We start from the raw sequence: 16,246 nt of genomic DNA, 5'->3' as shown, positions 1-16,246 counted from the left end.
GTGTGAGGCTATCCCGTCCTACCGTCGGGTATGGCCTTGTTAACCGATGAACAAGTGGATGCCGCACTACCCGACCTCGACGGCTGGGAGCGGACCGACGGTGCGCTGCGCCGCTCGGTCAAGTTCGACTCGTTTTTGGCCGGCATCGAAGCGGTGCGGCGGGTCGCCGAACGCGCCGAGGCGGCCGATCACCACCCCGATATCGACATCCGCTGGCGGACCGTGACGTTCGCACTGGTGACGCACTCCGAGGGCGGCATCACCGACAAGGACGTGGCGATGGCGGGCGAGATCAACCGGATTCTGGCGAGCTGACGCGGGTGGTGGCCATCCAGGCAAGGGTGGCCAGCACGCCGACGATGTAGACCAGGCCGGCCCACGCCAGATACCACGGCCGGCCGTCCTGCCAGATGGTCGGCTGCGCGAAACTGAGCAGCCACGGCACCCCGATCAGGGTCACCGCCAGCCAGCCCCAGCCCAGCACCCGAGCACCCCGGCGATCCGAGTACGGGCCGTGCAGCAGCCAGATCATCAGCGGCAGCAGCCACACCCAGTGGTGGGTCCAGGAGATCGGCGATGCCAACAGCCCGAACAGCTCGACCACCAGCAGCAGGCCGAGCGGGTCGGGCCGGACGGGGTTGCTGTCCAGCGCACGCCATGCCAGCACCGCCAGCACCGCCGTGACGGCGATCGCGATCAGCACCAGCGGGCCGTAGCCGGCGTCATGGCCGAGGATCCGGGAGATCCCACCGCGCCAGGACTGGTTGAACGACGTTCCGATCGGCCCCACCCGGTGCGCATCACCGAGCAGCTCGGTGAAGTAGCGGCGGGCCTGGTCACCAGTGGCCCACACCGAGACCGCGACCGTGCCGGCGAAGACCACCGCCGAGAACACCGCGGCGGCCCAGCGCCGCGCCCCGGCCAGGTAGACCCCGGCGATCGCCGGGGTCAGCTTGACCCCGGCGGCCAGCCCGACACAGAGACCCGATACCCACCACCGGCTGCTGTAGACCGCGTAGAGCACCGCCAGCACCAGGATCACGTTGATCTGGCCGTAGTCGAAGGTGCTGCGCAATGGTTCGGTCCAGATCCCGACCGCGGTCCACAGCATCGCAACCCGCCGGCCCGCGGTGGCCGATTCCCCGAGTAGTCGCTGGCACAGTCGCACCACGCCGTACACCGCGGCCATGGTCCCGATCTGCCACAGTAAGGCGACCAATCCGAACGGCAGGAAATGCAGCGGGTAGAACACCACCGCGGCGAACGGCGGATAGGTGAACGGCAGCGGGAAGTCCGGCGTCTGGTCGGCGTAGACGTAGTCATACAGTTCGCCGGGCCGGCCCAGCGCGGCCGCGCCGCTGATGTAGACGTGCAGGTCGACGAAGTTGGCGCCGCGTGGGGTGAGGTAGGTCCACGCGATTCGCGCCACGATGCTGACCGCCAGCAGCAGCGGGGCCGCGGCGGTCAATCGGTTCGCCCAGGAACGCGCGGCGGGGGGATCGAGGGTGGTGTCTACCGCCACGACTTTATCGAACAGCGGTCCGATCACCGTCGCGGCTCGGGTCCGTAACAGTCCCATAAATGACACTGGTGTCACTTGAGCCTCATCAGCAACAGGCTAGCTTCGAATTTCGTAGAAGCCACCGCCGAGGAATTGGGGAACCCATGTCGCGCTTCCGGACACTTTTCAACACCACCGCCACCGCGACCGTCGCGGTCGGCTCCTCAGCCGCGCTGCTCTTCGGCGGCCTCCCCGGCTTCGGCGCCATCGCTGCCGCCGACCCGGCGGTCCCGGCCCTGCCGCTGCCGGCCGCAGGGTTTCCCGGCCTTCCCGCGATCGAGCAGCTGAGCCCGGTGATCCAGCAGGCCGCGGCCGACCCGGCCGGGGCGTCCCAGCTGCTGATGGCCGCGGCCGCGGCGTTCGCCGGGAACTCCTCGGCCCCCGCCGGGTCCCGGCAGGTGGCCGACTCGGTGGCGCAGTTCGTGCAGTCGCCGCCCGAAGCGCCGGCCACGCTGCCGGGCCAGCACGTGCCGACGGCCGGATCGGCGCCGGGCCTGGTGGCCCACCTGCCCAGCGGTGTCGACCCCGCCAAATCGGTGGGACCGGTGCCCCAGGCCGCGCCGAGCGCACCCGAAGCCGTGCCGGCTCCCGCCGAAGCGATTCCCGCACCCCCGGAAAGCGCAGCGGCCGCCGCCGGCGCTGTCACCACGCCGCCGGCCGAAGCCGTCCCAGCCGAGGCCGCCGCGCCCGAGGCGACACCGGCCGCCGCCAACCCGGGATTCGGCCCGGACGCGCCGCCGACCCAGGACTTCATGTACCCGTCCATCGGCCAGAACTGCCTGGCCGACGGCGGCAACGTCATCGCCACCGCGCTGTCAGTGGCCGGCCCGGCCACCATTCCGACCCCGGGCCCCAAGGCCGGTCAGACCGCTTACGTGTTCACCGCGGTCGGCACGCCGGGCCCCGCCGAGACCCAGAGGCTGCCGTTGAACGTCACCTGGGTGAACCTGACCACCGGCAAGTCCGGCAGCGCGACCCTGCAGCCGCGCTCAGACATCAACGCCGAGGGTCCGACGACGCTGACCGCGATCGTCGACACCGGCTCGGGCAGCATCATGTCGACGATTTTCGGGCAGGTCAGCACCAAGGATCACCAGTGCAACTTCCTGCCCACCATCGGCTCGACGGTGGTGCCCTGAGCCGTCAGTAGGCCATGAACAAGATGGCGTCCCGGTCGTAGCTCATCCCGGGGTGCGCATCGGCGAGGTGCTTCTGGGCCAGGTCGACCAGGTCGTCTTCGTCCTTGCCGACGATGGCCTCGCCACACGGGCAGTTCAGGTGGGTCTTCATTGTCGCCGCCTTTCCGTTGCGCTCTCAGCTGTCCGGGCTTGCTTTGCAGCCTGCTTCTGGGCCTTCTTGGTGGACCGCACCTGTTGCAACGACGCCTCGTCGACGACGTCGGCGATCGACAGATGAGTGCCGTCCTCACCGTAAGCTCCCGCGGCGGCCCGCCAACCCGGCGGGGTCACGCCGTACTGCTTGCCGAGCAGCGCCAGAAAGATCCGCGCCTTCTGCTCGCCGAAGCCGGGCAATGCCTTGAGCCGTTTGAGCACCTCGGCCCCATCGGGCTCACCGGCCGTCCACAGCGCGGTGGTGTCGCCGCCGTATTGGTCGATGACCGCGCGGGCCAGGGCTTGGATCCGGCCCGCCATTGATCCCGGAAACCGGTGCACCGCAGGTTTTTCCGCGCACAGTGCGGCGAATTCTTCGGGGTCGCGGCCGGCGATGTCGTGCGGGTCGAGCCCACCCATCCGGTCGGCGATCTTCTTCGGGCCGGCGAACGCGACCTCCATGGGGACCTGCTGGTCGAGCAGCATGCCGACCAGCAGCGCGAACGGGTCGGCGCCCAACAACGCATCGGCGTCGGTGTCACCCACCAGCTGCAGCTTCGGCACGCCGTCAGTGTAGAACGAACCCGATTCCGCGGTGCGCGTGTCCGTGTCGGTGGACTGTGGAACGGTATTAACGACAACCGACTTGCAGGAGGCAGCCATGAGACGTGGAGTGACAGCTCTGATCGGAGCGATGGTTACCGCACTCGCCTTGGCTGCCACGGCCGGTGCGATCCCCGAGCAGGGCACGCCCGAGTTCGACACGTATATGCAGGGCCTGGAACGCAACGGGTTCAACTTGAATCCCGATACGGCGTGGCGGGTCGCCCATCAGGCGTGTGAGGGCGGCCTTCCGGGTCTTATCGGGTGGGAGCTCACCGCGCAGGGAGTCATCGGCCCCGGAGCGGGCCAGCGGCTGATGGATGTGGCCCGCCAGTACGCCTGCCCCGTGCAGTAACTACCCGCTCTTACGGCGGAACTCCCGGCGGCTCTCCAACGGGCCATGCGACCTGGATTGCTTGGCACCGGCGTCCTTGTGCTCAGAACCCCCCGCCGATTTCGCGTTCTTGCGCTCCAACGCCTCGCGGAACTTGCGCTTGTTCTCGGCTGCGGCGGAATCTGATTCGGGCATGACCTGGAGCTTAGCGGGGATCGCAAGAGCGGCGCAGCCGGTCGAAGCGGGTCGCCGCCGTGGCGTAGCTCAGCGCATGCCCGGCGGCATGCCGTACAGGTGGGTGATCGGCAACGTCAGCAACACGCGGCGATCGGTGACCATCGCCTGGCGGTATTCGTCCCAATCCGGGTGCTCGCCGGCGATGTTGCGGTACAGCGCAACGAGCGCCTCGACGGTGTCGTCGTCGGGAGCGGCCGCCGGCGGCGTCAACGCAGCGTCGCCTTCGGCGACGGCATAGGCCCATCCGTCGTCGGAACTGACCAGAACCGACGCCCGCGGGTCACGCCGCAGGTTGCGGGTCTTGGCCCGCGGTTCGGTGACCGACACCTGCACCGTCACCGCGCGGGGATCGAAGTGATACTGCACGTTCGACAGCTGGGGGCGTCCATCGCGTTTGACGGTGGCAAGAACGCCGAGCGAGTTTCCGCTGATCAATGCCAGCAACTTGTCGTCGAACACCTGGCGTCCCATCCTCGAAGCGTACCGATTGATGCGGGGCTTCGCCGTCGTTACCATCGCGCAGATGGTCCGGTACGCGGCGTTTCTGCGGGGTGTCAACGTCGGCGGAGTCAACCTCAAGATGGCTGACGTGGCCGCCACGCTGACCCAAGCCGGCTTCACCGGGGTCCGCACCGTCCTCGCCAGTGGCAACGTGCTGCTCGAATCGCCGAACGATGCCGCGACGGTGCGCACCACCGCCGAGGCCGCGCTGCAGGAGCGTTTCGGCTATCCGGCCCGGGTGCTGGTCTACGAGGTCGAGGCGGTGCGTGCGATCGTCGCCGCCTATCCGTTCGAACCCGAAGTGCCCGGGGCCCACTCCTATGTCACGTTCGTCGCCGACCCGGCGGTGCTGGCCGAGTTGTCCGCGCTGGCCGGGCTCGGCTCCGACGGAAAGATCACGCCCGGCGACGGGGTCATCTACTGGCAGATCCCCAAGGGCGACACGTTGGGGAGCACGCTGGGCAAGACGATGGGCGCCAAGCGGTACGCGTCGTCGACGACCACCCGCAATCTGCGCACCCTGAGCAAGGTGCTGCGCTGAGGTGCCGACGGTAAAGTCGCCCAGGTGAGCCAGGCACAGAAAGTTTCCCTGACCGGTGTCTCCGAGACCGCGTTGCTGACGCTGAACGCACGGGCGACCGAAGCCCGCCGTCCCGACCGCATCCTCAACGATCCGATGGCGGTCCGGCTGGCGGATTCGATCGACTTCGACTTCGCGAAATTCGGCTCGACGCGCCAAGACATCGCCGTACGCGCGCTGGGCATCGACGCCCAGGCCCAGCGCTTCCTTCGGCAACACCCGACGGGCACCGTGGTGGCACTGGCCGAAGGCTTGCAGACCAGCTTCTGGCGACTCAGCGAAGCGGTGCCGGATCCGCAATTCCGGTGGCTCACAGTGGATCTGCCCCCGATCATCGAGATCCGCCAGCGACTGTTGCCGAAGGAGCCGCGGGTGTCGGTGTGCTCGCAATCGGCACTGGACTACAGCTGGATGGACCAGGTCGACAATTCCGAGGGCGTGTTCATCAGCGCCGAGGGCCTACTGATGTACCTGCAGCCCGAACAGTCGCTGGGGCTCATCGCCGAGTGCGCGCGCCGCTTTCCGGGCGGCCGGATGATCTTCGACCTGCCGCCGGCCTGGATCGGCTGGCTGATCCGCCACGGCGTGCCGACATCGCTGCGCTACCGGGCGCCGTCGATGCCGTTCACGCTGTCTGCTGCCGACACCGCCAAGCTGGTGGACACCGTGCCGGGCATCCGGGCGGTCCACGACCTGCAACTGCCGCGGGGCCGCGGGTGGTTGTTCAACACCGTGCTGCCGAACGCCTACCGACTGCGATCCCTGGCCGATGCGCGGCCGTCGCTGACGCTGCTGGAATTCGGCTGACGACCACTCGTCTCGGCGTTGCCGAACGCCGCGTCGAGGTAGCGCAGCGCGTCGGCCTTGGCCAGGCCGACCGTGCTGGCCGCGGCGACGAAGGCAGCGGCCGCGGCCGTCATGGCCGCATCCGCCGGATCGCTGCTCGCCACGAAAGTGCCGAAACGGCCGCGGGTTTCGACGATGCCGGCAGCCTCCAGTTCCCGGTAGGCCCGCGCCACCGTATTGACCGCCAGACCGAGCTGCCCGGCCAGCTCTCGCACGGTCGGCAGCCTGGTTCCCGCCGGTAGGGCTCCTTGTCGCACCGCGTCGATCAGCTGAGTCCTGACCTGCTCGAACAGCGGCCCGTCCGGCCGCGTGTCGATCCGCAGCAGCTTGGTGAAGTCCATTCGCCCAGTATCCAGCTATGTTGGTGGCGTGCAGGTGGCGGTGTTCAGCGGTGCGGGGATCTCGGCGGAGAGCGGGGTGCCCACTTTTCGTGATGACGAGAAGGGGCTGTGGTCGCAGTACGACCCCTACGAGGTGTCCAGCATCGACGGCTGGAACCGTCAGCCGGAACTGGTCTGGGCCTGGTACCTGTGGCGCTGCCAGCTGGCCCGCCACGTCCAACCGAACCTCGGCCATCGTGCGGTCGCCGACTGGGAGCAGCACGCCGAGGTCCACGTCATCACCCAGAACGTCGACAATCTGCACGAGCGCGGCGGCAGTTCCACCGTCCACCATCTGCACGGCCGGATGTTCACGTTCCGTTGCGGGGATTGCGATCAGCCGCAGTACCCGGAGGTGCCGGTGATGACCGAGCCGGTGCTCGAAGTGGCGCCGCCGGTGTGCGAGTGCGGCGGATTGGTCCGCCCGGATGTCGTCTGGTTCGGCGAGGACCTGCCCGCGGGTCCGTGGAACGCCGCGGTCGAGGCCATCGACAACGCTGACGCGCTGATCGTGGTGGGCACCTCCGGCGTGGTCTATCCGGCGGCGGGCCTGCCCGAGCGGGCATTGGACCTAGGCAAGGTCGTCATCGAGGTCAACCCCGAGCCGACCCCGCTGTCGGAGCGGGCCACGACGTATCTGCGCACCACCGCGTCGGCGGCACTACCGGGAATGGTGCAGCGGCTGCCCTTCCTGCTGGGGCAGCGCTAACCCGACTCCGGGCCGGTCGGCGTCAGCGCGGCTCAGGCCGGCCGGCTGGCGCAGCCCAGCGCGAACTCCGAGACCGGCACCGGCGCCCACGCCGGGAACTGGTGCCCGCGCCGTGAGGTGGCGACGGTGAAGCCCGCGGCGGTGATCATCGCCTCGGTGTCGCGATGGGTATGACAATTGCCGAACAGCCTCGGCCAGATGGTGGCGTCGGCCAGTCGCTGCAGCCCGCCGCGCGCTCCCCTGCTGGCGACGTGCTCGAAGTAGCGCAGCTCGCCGCCGGGCTTGAGCAACGTGTACAGCTGGCGCAGCACCTGCTCAGGTTGATCCACCGAACACAGCACCAGCGAGCAAACAATCGCGTCGAACGGTTCGCCGGCGTCCAAGGCCTCGACGGTGCTCGCCACTACCGTCACCGGCACCGGCGCGACCGCCGCCGCGTCGCCGGCAGCCGCCCGCAGCCGCGATTCCGGCTCGGGGGCGACGACCTCGGTGACGGTCTCGGGGTAGAACGCGAAGTTGCTTCCGGTGCCGGCGCCGACCTCCAGCACCCGGCCGGACAGATCTTCCAGATTCTCCCGGCGCCGGTCGCGCAGCCAGTCGGTCTCGCGGCTCGACATGAACGTCCAGATCCGGGCGAACAGCGGATTGTCCAGGGTCGCGGGTGAGGCCATGAGGCCACCTTAGCGGTACCAGAAATCTCCGAGCGCACCGTCAGTCAGCCAATGAGGCCGGTCTCAGCCGAAAAGTCCGGCAAAAGCTACCGGCCGGTAAGATTGCCACCATTTCCCGAATCGTGACTCAAAGATCCCTTAATAGTGACCCATAGGCTCAGTGTCATGTGGATCGACGACTCAAGTGCCGACGTCATCAAGGTCGACTTCGAGGCCCTGTACCACGGCGATGTCCTGGTCGAGGGTGACACTTCGGAGCAGCTTGACGACTGGCACCCGCTGGCCAGTTGATTGATCGGCGCCGCGGCAGCGGCGCCTTTCGATATCGCGCCCTTGCGCGACGGCGGCCGCCCACATCCGGGTCGTCCGCAACCGGTGAGTCATCCCATTTCTCTTACATTCAGGTAGGGCCGCTCGGCGTCCTCGGAGCGTCACCCGTCGCATCGCCGCCCAGCAACTTCCGCGGGCGCATCACATGACAACGCCGAACGTGCCACCACTGCGAAAAACCGTTTCGCAGCAGCTGCACGTTCGGCGTAGTAGGTCGGCTTTAGACCGCCGTCGTCAGGCGACGTTCTCCTCGTCGTCGGCCTCGAGCATGTCCGCCAGGCGCCCCGAGATCAGCTCCTCGGCCTCGGTCACGATCCGCGACACCAACTCGCCGACCGTGGGGATGTCGTCGATGAGCCCCATGGCGGTGCCGACCGTCCAGATGCCGGCCTCGACGTCGCCGTCGTCGAACACTTTGCGCCCGCGCACCCCCGCTACCAGTTCCTGCACGTCGGGGAATTGCCCACCCTTGTCGAGTATGTCGACGACTTCGCGCGAGACGGTGTTGGACGCCACCCGGGCGGTGTTGCGCAGCGGCCGAAAGATCAACTCGGTGCCGCGCTCGTCGCCGGCGACGATGGCTTCCTTGACGTTCTGGTGGATGCACGACTCCACCGTGCACATGAATCGCGACCCCATGTTGATGCCGTCGGCACCGAGCGCCAGCGCAGCGACCAGGCCGCGGGCGTCGGCGAAGCCTCCGGAGGCGATCATCGGAATCTCGATCTGGGCGGCCGCGGCCGGGATCAGCACCAGACCAGGGATGTCGTCCTCGCCGGGGTGCCCGGCGCACTCGAATCCGTCAATGCTGATGCCGTCCACGCCCAAGCTCTGGGCCTTGACCGCGTGGCGCACCGAGGTGCATTTGTGCAGCACCTTGATTCCGTTGTCGTGAAACATCGGCAGGTGCGGCGCCGGATTGGATCCTGCGGTCTCGACGATCTTGATTCCGGCGTCGACGATCACCTGCCGGTATTCGTCATACGGCGGCGGGTTGATCGCCGGCAGGATGGTCAGGTTTACTCCGAACGGCCTGTCGGTGAGATCACGAGTCTTGGCGATCTCGTTGGCCAGGTCCGCCGGTGTGGGCTGGGTGAGCGCGGTGAGAAAACCTAGCGCGCCGGAGTTCGCTACCGCCGCAACCAGTTCCGCGCGTCCCACCCACTGCATGCCGCCTTGTGCGATGGGGTGTTCGACGCCGAAGGCTTCGGTGAACTTCGTTGTCAGACTCATACGGACTCCTTGCTGTGTTTGATGATCTTCGCGCAAGCGCTCATCGCGGCGCCATCCGGATCGCGCCGTCGAGGCGGATCACCTCGCCGTTGAGCATCGGGTTGCTGATGATGTGCTCGGCCAGCGCGCCGTATTCGTCGGGGTCGCCAAGCCGCGCCGGGTGCGGAACCTGCCCGCCCAGCGACTTCTGCGCCTCCTCGGGCAGCGAACCCAGCAGCGGCGTCTTGAACAGGCCCGGCGCAATGGTGCAGACCCGAATCAGCTCGCGGGACAGGTCCCGGGCGATCGGCAGCGTCATGCCGACCACCCCGCCCTTGGACGCCGAGTACGCGGCCTGGCCGATCTGGCCGTCGAACGCGGCCACCGAGGCGGTGTTGATGATGACGCCGCGCTCCTCACCGATCGGTTCGGTCTTGGCGATCCGCTCGGCGGCCAGTCGCAGCACGTTGAACGTGCCGATCAGGTTGACCTGCACGACCCGGTTGAACTCATCGAGCGGGAACGCGCCGTTTTTGCTCAACGTCTTGATTGCGTTGCCGATACCGGCGCAGTTGACGTTGATCCGCAGCGGTCCCAGCGACTCGGCGACGTCGAGTGCGGCGCTCACCGAGTCGGGGTCGGTAACGTTGGCCTCGGCGAAGCGCGCCCGGTCACCGAGTTCGGCGACAGCATCGGCGCCCCGCAGGTCGATGACGACGACCTGCGCTCCCGCGTCGAGCAGGCGCTTTGTGGTTGCCAATCCCAATCCGGAGGCACCGCCGGTGACGACGGCAACCGCATCCTTGATCTGCACTCCCTGACTCCTCTCAGCCCCAACCGTCTAGTTGGTCGGGACTATACCCAGTCGTCCAGGATGGCCTCGTTGTCGGTCCCCAATACGACCGGCGGGGTCGGGAGATCGGGCACGCTGCGGGAGAACCGCGGCGCCGGCATCGGCTGCAGGAAGCCGTCGGCGTCGTAGAAGGTGTCGCGCTGCGCGACGTGCGGATCCGAGAGCACCTCGCCGAACGCCAACACCGGCGCCACGCAGGCGTCGGAGTCGGCGAACACCTTGGCCCAATGGTCCCGATCGTGCGCCGCGAACGCCTTGGTGAATACCTCCCGCAACTCCGGCCAGCGGCTCTTGTCGTTCTGCTCCGGCACCTCTGCCGGGTTCAGCCCCAGCTTGGCCAGCAATTCGGCGAAGAACTGCGGTTCGATCGATCCCACCGAGACGTAGCGCCCGTCGGCGCATTCGTAGGTGTCATAGTAGGGCGCGCCGGTGTCGAGCATGTTGACGCCCCGCTCGTCGCTCCACAAGCCTTGGGCACGGAAGCTCCACATCATCGCCGCGAGCATGCTCGAACCGTCGACCATGGCCGCGTCGATCACCTGCCCCTTGCCGGAGGTCTGCCGCTCCCACAGCGCTGACAAGATGCCGACCAGCAGGAACAGCGATCCGCCACCGAAATCGCCGGCCAGGTTCAGCGGGGGCACCGGGCGCCCCCCCTTGCGCCCGATCGAGTGCAGGGTGCCGTTGAGCGAGATGTAGTTGATGTCGTGACCGGCCTGCCGAGCGCGCGGCCCGGTCTGCCCCCAGCCGGTCATGCGGCCGTAGATGAGCTTGCCGTTGACCTGGGCGCAGTCCTCCGGGCCCAGGCCGAGCCGCTCGGTGACGCCGGGCCGGAAACCCTCGATCAGCACGTCGGCCTTGGCGACCAGCCGCAGCACCAGGTCCCGCCCCTCCGGTGACTTCAGGTCAGCGGTCACCGAGCGACGATTACGCAGCATGGTGTCCTTCGGCGCGCCGCCACCGAATTTCGGCGGGCGGTCCACCCGCACCACCTCGGCACCCAGGTCGCCGAGGATCATCGCCGCGTGCGGCCCCGGCCCGATCCCGGCCAACTCGATGACTCGCAACCCCGCCAGTGGACCTGCCATGTGTGCCTCCTAGTCGTAAGCGCCCGTGATGTGCATCCTAGGGTGAGACCCATGACCGCAATTGACTCCGGCATCGACACTCTGGCACCGGTGGACGGCCTGTCCGTCACTGTGGCCGACGGGGTGCTCTCGGTGACCATCGACCGCCCCGACAGCCTCAACTCGGTGACCACCCCGGTGTTGGCCGGCATCGCCGACGCCATGGAAGGCGCCGCCCGCGACCCCCGGGTGCGCGCGGTGCGGCTCGGCGGCGCCGGGCGCGGGTTCAGCTCGGGCGCCGGCATCAGCGCCGAAGACGCCGCCGACGGGGTGCCGACGGAGATCATCGTCGAGGCCAACCGCGCGATCCGGGCGATCGTGGCACTGCCCCGCCCGGTGGTGGCCGTGGTGCAGGGCCCGGCCGCCGGCGTCGGGGTGTCGCTGGCGCTGGCCTGTGACCTCGTGGTGGCCTCGGACAAGGCCTTTTTTATGTTGGCGTTCACCAAGGTCGGGCTGATGCCCGACGGCGGCGCCTCCGCGCTGGTGGCCGCTGCGATCGGCCGGGCCCGCGCCATGCGGATGGCGCTGCTGGCCGAGCGACTGCCGGCCGCCGACGCTTTGGATGCCGGGCTGATCAGCGCGGTGTACCCCGCCGAGCAGTTCGACACCGAGGTCGACAAGCTGCTGGCCGCCTTGCTGGCCGGGCCGGCGGTCGCTTTCGCAAAGACCAAGCACGCCGTCAACGCGGCGACCCTGAGCGAGTTGGACGCGGCGCTGGACCGCGAATTCGTTGGGCAGTCGGCGTTGTTGAAGGCCCACGATTTCCGCGAGGGCACCCGGGCGTTCCAGGACCGGCGCAACCCGGACTTCACCGACGTCTGATCCGGCGAGGCTGCGTCCCACCCCCGGCGAGCGTGCACAGAATGCCGCCCGGGGCGGCGCGTCGCGGTACGAACACGCCCGCTCGCGGAGGGGGCGGGCTGCTTACATCCCGAAGATCGGTGGTAGCGCGAGCACCATGATCAGGCCCCACACCAGGTGGGTCAGCACCGGTGCCAGCACACCGCCGGTGGCGCGGCGCTCGATGCCGCAGACGGTGCCGAGCACGAGCGCGGCCACCGCCACCATCAGATTGCCGGCGGCAAACATCGCCGCCGTGTAGAGCGCCGTCGACAACACCAGCGGGTAGTGACGGCCGAACGCGCTGAACAGCGCGCCGCGGAAGAACATCTCCTCGGCGATCGCATTGACGATGGCGATCAGCACCACCAACCGCCAGGACACCTCGGTGGTGTACTCCAGGACCGCGATGACCTGACCGGCAAGTAGCGGAATCTGCTGCACCACAAGGGCGCCCAGCACAAAGAACCCGCCGACCGCCAGCCCGACGCCGGTGCCGGTGAACACCGGCCGTTCGTTGCGCCCGCGGAACCGCACCACACCCAGATGCAGCGGCCCGGACGCCAGCGCGCCCACCGCCCAGACCGCCGCCAGCGCCAGCGACAACCAGTAGAACCACGCCTCCCCCGGCTGCTTGGTGTGCATGAAGGCCAGCAGCGCAGCGCCGGGCACCAGCATCACCGCAACCACGATGCGCCGACGCAGTACAACGGCGTTCGGCTCGTGGTAGGGCAGCGTCACCTTGGTGATGATGTCGGTGAACTCGCGGATCAGGCCAGGTCGGGCCGGACTGGTCTGGGTCATGCCTAAAACGTAGCGGCCCTAGGCCCGTCGGTGGCCTGAATGCGTCAGTTCGCCCGGTGGACTTCGATCAGCCGGCGGTACACCGAAGCATTGTGCCGATTGTTGCGGATTTCGGCCTCGCTGAGCTCCCGTCGCACCCGGCCGGGCACCCCCGACACCAGTGACCGGGGCGGCACCACCATGCCCTGCGGGATGACCGCGCCGGCCGCGACCAGACACCCGGCTCCCACCGTGGCTCCGTTGAGGACGATCGCACCCATCCCGATCAGGGAGTCGTCGCCGATGGTGCAACCGTGCAGCACCGCGTTGTGTCCCACACTGACCCGGGCCCCGACCCGCACCGGAAACTCCTTGTCGACGTGAATGGTCACGCCGTCCTGGATATTAGAGTCGACGCCGATCTCGATCGGCTCCGCCTCGGCGCGGAGCGTAGCCGAATACCAGACGCTGGCCCGGGCGGCCAGGCTGACCTGGCCGATGAGGCTGGCGTTGGGCGCCGCCCACGCCTCGGGATGAAGCTGCGGGTAGCGGCCACCAATTCCGATGATCAGCGGGTCGGCCATCGGCTCAACGGGCCTTCCACACCGGCGCGCGCTTCTCGGCGAACGCCCGCGGCCCTTCCTTGGCGTCCTCGGATTTCAGCAGCGCGGAGAACTCCCGGCCGGTGCGGGCCCAGCCCGCCGCCTCGCCGGGGATGGCGCCGTCCTCGACACCGTAGGCGATGCGCTTGCTGGCCCGCACCGACAGCGGCGCGTTACCGGTGATCTGGGCGGCCAGCTCCAGCGCGGCGTCCAGTGCCCCACCATCGTCGACCACTCGATTGACCAGCCCCCAGCGGGCGGCGTCGCCGGCCGAGATCGGCTCCCCGGTGTACAGCAGCTCCAGGGCGACCTTGCGGGGCAGCTGGTCGACGATACGGAACACCCCACCGGCACCGGCGATCAGGCCGCGCTTGACCTCGGGCAACCCGAACTGCGCGCGCTGCTCGGCAACCACCAGGTCGCTGGCCAAGGCCAGCTCGGTCCCGCCGCCGAGCGCGGTGCCGTTGACCGCCGCAATCGTCGGCTTGTCGATGAAATGCTGCACGTAGCCGGCGAAGCCCCACTCCGGGCGGTCGGGGTGGTAGATGTTCTCCCGATTGGCGATGGCCTTGAGATCGGCTCCGGCGCAAAATGATTTGTCACCGGCCCCGGTGATCACCACCGCGCGCACCTCGTCGTCGGTCTGGGCCTGCGCCAGTGCGTCGCCGATGCCGTTGCTGACCGCACCGTTGACGGCGTTGCGAGCCTCGGGCCGGTTGATCGTGATCAGCAGTACGTTGCCCCGTCGCTCGACGAGGACGGCCGACTCGGTCACAGCAGCTCCAGAATGGTGGCGTTGGCCTGGCCGCCGCCCTCGCACATGGTCTGCAGTCCGTAGCGAATCCCATTGGCGCGCATGTGATACAGCATCGTGGTCATGATCCGGGCGCCGGAGCCGCCGAGCGGGTGGCCGAGCGCGATCGCCCCGCCGTTCGGGTTGAGCTTCTTCGGGTCAGCGCCGATTTCTGCGAGCCAGGCCATCGGCACCGGGGCGAACGCCTCGTTGACCTCGAACACCCCGATGTCGTCGAGGCTCAGCCCGGAGCGCTGCAGCGCTTTCTGGGTGGCCGGGATGGGCGCACTGAGCATCATCACCGGGTCGGCGCCGGCCAGTACCGCGGTGTGTACCCGCGCCAGTGGCGTACACCCGAGTTCGCGCGCCTTGGCCGCCGACATGAACAGCAATGCACCCGAGCCGTCGGAGATCTGCGAGGAGTTCCCCGCGTGGATCACACCGTCCTCTTTGAACGCGGGCTTGAGTTGGCCCATCTTCTCCAGGGTGGTGCCGCGCCGGATACCCTCGTCGTCGCTGACGACGTTGCCCTCGGCGTCCTTGATCGAGACGATCTCGTCCTTAAAGGCACCGGAATCCTGCGCCGCAGCGGCCTTCTCATGTGAAGCCAACGCGAACTCATCCAGCGCGGTGCGGCTCAACCCCCACTTCTCGGCCATCATCTCCGCGCCCGTCCCCTGGTTGGGGGTCTGGCTGTAACGCGCCCTGAAGGCCTCCGGGTAGGGATGTCCGCCGTTGGCCAGCGACGAGCCCATCGGGGTGCGTGACATCGACTCGACACCGCCGGCGACAACGACGTCGTAGTGGCCGGCGACCACGCCGGCGGCGGCGAAGTGCACCGACTGCTGGCTGGACCCGCACTGGCGGTCCACCGTCACCCCAGGCACGCTCTCCGGCCACCCCGCGGTCAGCAGGGCGGTGCGCCCGATGTCCAGTGCCTGCTCACCGGCCTGCATGACGCAACCCCAGATGACGTCGTCCACCAGCGCCGGGTCCACCCCGGCCCGGCCGACCAGCCCGTTGAGTACCTGGGCGGACAACTCTGCGGGGTGCACCCCCGACAATCCGCCGTTGCGCTTGCCGATGGGCGAGCGCACCGCTTCGACGATGACGGCTTCGGCCATGAGTGCTCTCCTTATATATTTCGAAATATTTCACCGGTTTCGTACGTCGATTGTCGACCGGACCGCTCGGCTTGCGTCAAGGGGGGTGGCCCGGCGCTCGCGTACCGTCGAAGTCATGGCACGCATTGTGATCATCGGCGGCCACGGCCAGGTCGCCCTACTACTCAGCCCCATCCTGGCCGAACGCGGTGACGAGGTGACGTCGGTGTTCCGCAACCCCGACCACTCCGAGGAGGTCGCGGTGACCGGGGCGAGCCCGGTGGTGGCCGACCTTGAGCAGCTCGACACCGGCGCGCTGGCCGCCGTGCTGGCCGGCCACGACGCGGTGGTGTTCTCCGCCGGCGCCGGCGGCGGCAACCCGGACCGCACCTACGCCGTCGACCGCGACGCCGCCATCCGCACCATCGACGCTGCCGTCGCAACCGGGGTGCGGCGCTTCATCATGGTGTCCTACTTCGGCGCCGGCCCCGACCACGGTGTGCCCCAAGATGAGCCGTTCTTCCCGTATGCACAAGCCAAGGCCGCCGCCGACGCCCATCTGCGCGACGCCGACTTGGACTGGACAGTGCTGGGGCCGAGTCGGTTGACCGAAGAACCGGCCACCGGCCGCATCGAGACAGGCGCTGCGCTCGGCAAGGGCGAGGTGTCGCGCGGCAACGTCGCAGAGGTGATCGCAGCCTGCCTAGCCGACGACGCGACGATTCGCCGCACCATCGAGTTCAACGACGGCGAGACGCCCATCCCAGAGGCACTTCAAGCCGATTGACCAGGTAATCTTGATCATGCAACAGGTTTGTCAACATCGCCGCAAGGCGGCGTCGGCATCGAG

Annotated in this window: 22 protein-coding genes and 1 pseudogene; 9 read left to right on the top strand and 14 right to left on the bottom strand. The window is 68.4% G+C overall.

Annotation, left to right across the window (positions count from 1 at the left end; all coding sequences use genetic code 11):
* Positions 1-30: 30 nt before the first annotated feature.
* The gene (locus BST10_RS13950) at positions 31-315 is read left to right on the top strand and encodes a 4a-hydroxytetrahydrobiopterin dehydratase (RefSeq protein ID WP_083038391.1); all 285 of its coding nucleotides are present in this window, start codon (positions 31-33) and stop codon (positions 313-315) included.
* On the opposite strand, the gene BST10_RS13945 is transcribed toward BST10_RS13950, so the two are convergent.
* Positions 293-1,579 carry a mannosyltransferase gene (locus tag BST10_RS13945; protein ID WP_083038389.1) on the bottom strand — a complete coding sequence of 429 codons (1,287 nt, stop codon included), beginning with the start codon at positions 1,577-1,579 and terminating at the stop codon, positions 293-295. The genes BST10_RS13950 and BST10_RS13945 overlap by 23 nt on opposite strands.
* A gap of 86 nt (positions 1,580-1,665) precedes the next feature.
* Here BST10_RS13945 and BST10_RS13940 point away from each other — a divergent pair, with 86 nt between their 5' ends.
* Positions 1,666-2,700: an Rv1157c family protein gene (locus BST10_RS13940; protein WP_083038387.1), complete on the top strand. Its 1,035-nt coding sequence runs from the start codon at positions 1,666-1,668 to the stop codon at positions 2,698-2,700.
* Between the two features lie 4 nt (positions 2,701-2,704).
* On the opposite strand, the gene BST10_RS13935 is transcribed toward BST10_RS13940, so the two are convergent.
* A complete protein-coding gene (locus tag BST10_RS13935) occupies positions 2,705-2,851 on the bottom strand; it encodes a hypothetical protein (RefSeq protein WP_013828086.1) in 147 nt (48 codons plus the stop codon).
* Positions 2,848-3,456 carry an HhH-GPD-type base excision DNA repair protein gene (locus tag BST10_RS13930; RefSeq protein WP_083038464.1) on the bottom strand — a complete coding sequence of 203 codons (609 nt, stop codon included), beginning with the start codon at positions 3,454-3,456 and terminating at the stop codon, positions 2,848-2,850. The genes BST10_RS13935 and BST10_RS13930 overlap by 4 nt, the downstream gene beginning before the upstream one ends.
* Before the next feature lie 97 nt (positions 3,457-3,553).
* Between BST10_RS13930 and BST10_RS13925 the strand changes: the two genes are divergently transcribed.
* Positions 3,554-3,850: a hypothetical protein gene (locus BST10_RS13925; protein WP_041317379.1), complete on the top strand. Its 297-nt coding sequence runs from the start codon at positions 3,554-3,556 to the stop codon at positions 3,848-3,850.
* Here the strand turns inward: BST10_RS13925 and BST10_RS22575 are convergent, their stop codons facing one another.
* Both BST10_RS22575 and BST10_RS13920 read right to left on the bottom strand, forming a co-directional pair.
* Positions 3,851-4,024, bottom strand: a complete 174-nt coding sequence (locus BST10_RS22575) for a DUF5302 domain-containing protein (RefSeq protein ID WP_013828083.1) — start codon at positions 4,022-4,024, stop codon at positions 3,851-3,853. It abuts the gene before it with no gap.
* A 69-nt stretch (positions 4,025-4,093) separates the two neighbouring features.
* Positions 4,094-4,537, bottom strand: a complete 444-nt coding sequence (locus BST10_RS13920; protein ID WP_083038384.1) for a PPOX class F420-dependent oxidoreductase — start codon at positions 4,535-4,537, stop codon at positions 4,094-4,096.
* A 52-nt stretch (positions 4,538-4,589) separates the two neighbouring features.
* On the opposite strand from BST10_RS13920, the gene BST10_RS13915 reads away from it, so the two are divergent.
* Entirely contained in the window at positions 4,590-5,108 is a 519-nt protein-coding gene (locus BST10_RS13915; RefSeq protein ID WP_041319627.1) for a DUF1697 domain-containing protein, read from the top strand.
* Between the two features lie 24 nt (positions 5,109-5,132).
* Positions 5,133-5,954 (top strand): class I SAM-dependent methyltransferase, encoded by an 822-nt coding sequence (locus BST10_RS13910; protein ID WP_013828080.1) that lies wholly within the window; start codon positions 5,133-5,135, stop codon positions 5,952-5,954.
* A 20-nt stretch (positions 5,955-5,974) separates the two neighbouring features.
* Here BST10_RS13910 and BST10_RS13905 read toward each other — a convergent pair.
* Positions 5,975-6,334, bottom strand: a pseudogene (locus BST10_RS13905) (Rv1152 family transcriptional regulator); the annotation flags it as partial.
* Between the two features lie 28 nt (positions 6,335-6,362).
* Here BST10_RS13905 and BST10_RS13900 point away from each other — a divergent pair.
* On the top strand, positions 6,363-7,082 hold the full coding sequence (locus BST10_RS13900) for an NAD-dependent deacylase (protein ID WP_083038382.1): 720 nt from the start codon (positions 6,363-6,365) through the stop codon (positions 7,080-7,082).
* Positions 7,083-7,114: 32 nt separating this feature from the next.
* On the opposite strand, the gene BST10_RS13895 is transcribed toward BST10_RS13900, so the two are convergent.
* Entirely contained in the window at positions 7,115-7,753 is a 639-nt protein-coding gene (locus tag BST10_RS13895) for a class I SAM-dependent methyltransferase (protein WP_083038380.1), read from the bottom strand.
* A gap of 165 nt (positions 7,754-7,918) precedes the next feature.
* Here BST10_RS13895 and BST10_RS24185 point away from each other — a divergent pair, with 165 nt between their 5' ends.
* Positions 7,919-8,044, top strand: coding sequence for a hypothetical protein (locus BST10_RS24185; RefSeq protein ID WP_019738104.1), 126 nt, complete (start codon positions 7,919-7,921; stop codon positions 8,042-8,044).
* 273 nt (positions 8,045-8,317) lie between these two features.
* Here the strand turns inward: BST10_RS24185 and BST10_RS13890 are convergent, their stop codons facing one another.
* From BST10_RS13890 to BST10_RS13880, 3 genes are read right to left on the bottom strand one after another with little or no spacing between them, the layout of a single operon-like run.
* Positions 8,318-9,316, bottom strand: a complete 999-nt coding sequence (locus BST10_RS13890) for an NAD(P)H-dependent flavin oxidoreductase (RefSeq protein ID WP_083038378.1) — start codon at positions 9,314-9,316, stop codon at positions 8,318-8,320.
* Between the two features lie 40 nt (positions 9,317-9,356).
* Positions 9,357-10,109: a 3-hydroxyacyl-CoA dehydrogenase gene (locus BST10_RS13885; protein WP_083038376.1), complete on the bottom strand. Its 753-nt coding sequence runs from the start codon at positions 10,107-10,109 to the stop codon at positions 9,357-9,359.
* Between the two features lie 41 nt (positions 10,110-10,150).
* Positions 10,151-11,236, bottom strand: a complete 1,086-nt coding sequence (locus tag BST10_RS13880) for a CaiB/BaiF CoA transferase family protein (RefSeq protein ID WP_083038374.1) — start codon at positions 11,234-11,236, stop codon at positions 10,151-10,153.
* 51 nt (positions 11,237-11,287) lie between these two features.
* Between BST10_RS13880 and BST10_RS13875 the strand changes: the two genes are divergently transcribed.
* Positions 11,288-12,097 (top strand): enoyl-CoA hydratase, encoded by an 810-nt coding sequence (locus BST10_RS13875; RefSeq protein WP_083038373.1) that lies wholly within the window; start codon positions 11,288-11,290, stop codon positions 12,095-12,097.
* A gap of 102 nt (positions 12,098-12,199) precedes the next feature.
* Here the strand turns inward: BST10_RS13875 and BST10_RS13870 are convergent, their stop codons facing one another.
* The 4 genes from BST10_RS13870 to BST10_RS13855 are packed head-to-tail and all read right to left on the bottom strand — an operon-like array spanning position 12,200 to position 15,417.
* Entirely contained in the window at positions 12,200-12,919 is a 720-nt protein-coding gene (locus tag BST10_RS13870; protein ID WP_083038371.1) for a CPBP family intramembrane glutamic endopeptidase, read from the bottom strand.
* Between the two features lie 44 nt (positions 12,920-12,963).
* The gene (locus tag BST10_RS13865) at positions 12,964-13,482 is read right to left on the bottom strand and encodes a gamma carbonic anhydrase family protein (protein ID WP_083038369.1); all 519 of its coding nucleotides are present in this window, start codon (positions 13,480-13,482) and stop codon (positions 12,964-12,966) included.
* A gap of 4 nt (positions 13,483-13,486) precedes the next feature.
* The gene (locus BST10_RS13860; protein WP_083038367.1) at positions 13,487-14,275 is read right to left on the bottom strand and encodes a crotonase/enoyl-CoA hydratase family protein; all 789 of its coding nucleotides are present in this window, start codon (positions 14,273-14,275) and stop codon (positions 13,487-13,489) included.
* Positions 14,272-15,417: a thiolase family protein gene (locus BST10_RS13855; RefSeq protein ID WP_083038366.1), complete on the bottom strand. Its 1,146-nt coding sequence runs from the start codon at positions 15,415-15,417 to the stop codon at positions 14,272-14,274. The genes BST10_RS13860 and BST10_RS13855 overlap by 4 nt, the downstream gene beginning before the upstream one ends.
* 115 nt (positions 15,418-15,532) lie before the next feature.
* On the opposite strand from BST10_RS13855, the gene BST10_RS13850 reads away from it, so the two are divergent.
* The gene (locus BST10_RS13850) at positions 15,533-16,183 is read left to right on the top strand and encodes an SDR family oxidoreductase (protein WP_083038462.1); all 651 of its coding nucleotides are present in this window, start codon (positions 15,533-15,535) and stop codon (positions 16,181-16,183) included.
* Positions 16,184-16,246: the final 63 nt, after the last annotated feature.

This window comes from Mycolicibacter algericus DSM 45454, assembly GCF_002086455.1.
In the GTDB taxonomy this organism is placed as follows: Bacteria; Actinomycetota; Actinomycetes; order Mycobacteriales; family Mycobacteriaceae; genus Mycobacterium; species Mycobacterium algericum.
The sequence above is the reverse complement of the archived record's forward strand: the minus strand, read 5'-3'. Positions and strand labels throughout refer to the sequence as shown.

Bases quoted from the DNA above. Each gene is read 5' to 3' on its own strand.
- BST10_RS13950 (WP_083038391.1), top strand. From the start codon at position 31: ATGGCCTTGTTAACCGATGAACAAGTGGATGCCGCACTACCCGACCTC.
- BST10_RS13945 (WP_083038389.1), bottom strand. From the start codon at position 1,579: ATGGGACTGTTACGGACCCGAGCCGCGACGGTGATCGGACCGCTGTTC.
- BST10_RS13940 (WP_083038387.1), top strand. From the start codon at position 1,666: ATGTCGCGCTTCCGGACACTTTTCAACACCACCGCCACCGCGACCGTC.
- BST10_RS13935 (WP_013828086.1), bottom strand. From the start codon at position 2,851: ATGAAGACCCACCTGAACTGCCCGTGTGGCGAGGCCATCGTCGGCAAG.
- BST10_RS13925 (WP_041317379.1), top strand. From the start codon at position 3,554: ATGAGACGTGGAGTGACAGCTCTGATCGGAGCGATGGTTACCGCACTC.
- BST10_RS22575 (WP_013828083.1), bottom strand. From the start codon at position 4,024: ATGCCCGAATCAGATTCCGCCGCAGCCGAGAACAAGCGCAAGTTCCGC.
- BST10_RS13920 (WP_083038384.1), bottom strand. From the start codon at position 4,537: ATGGGACGCCAGGTGTTCGACGACAAGTTGCTGGCATTGATCAGCGGA.
- BST10_RS13915 (WP_041319627.1), top strand. From the start codon at position 4,590: ATGGTCCGGTACGCGGCGTTTCTGCGGGGTGTCAACGTCGGCGGAGTC.
- BST10_RS13895 (WP_083038380.1), bottom strand. From the start codon at position 7,753: ATGGCCTCACCCGCGACCCTGGACAATCCGCTGTTCGCCCGGATCTGG.
- BST10_RS24185 (WP_019738104.1), top strand. From the start codon at position 7,919: ATGTGGATCGACGACTCAAGTGCCGACGTCATCAAGGTCGACTTCGAG.
- BST10_RS13890 (WP_083038378.1), bottom strand. From the start codon at position 9,316: ATGAGTCTGACAACGAAGTTCACCGAAGCCTTCGGCGTCGAACACCCC.
- BST10_RS13880 (WP_083038374.1), bottom strand. From the start codon at position 11,236: ATGGCAGGTCCACTGGCGGGGTTGCGAGTCATCGAGTTGGCCGGGATC.
- BST10_RS13875 (WP_083038373.1), top strand. From the start codon at position 11,288: ATGACCGCAATTGACTCCGGCATCGACACTCTGGCACCGGTGGACGGC.
- BST10_RS13870 (WP_083038371.1), bottom strand. From the start codon at position 12,919: ATGACCCAGACCAGTCCGGCCCGACCTGGCCTGATCCGCGAGTTCACC.
- BST10_RS13865 (WP_083038369.1), bottom strand. From the start codon at position 13,482: ATGGCCGACCCGCTGATCATCGGAATTGGTGGCCGCTACCCGCAGCTT.
- BST10_RS13855 (WP_083038366.1), bottom strand. From the start codon at position 15,417: ATGGCCGAAGCCGTCATCGTCGAAGCGGTGCGCTCGCCCATCGGCAAG.
- BST10_RS13850 (WP_083038462.1), top strand. From the start codon at position 15,533: ATGGCACGCATTGTGATCATCGGCGGCCACGGCCAGGTCGCCCTACTA.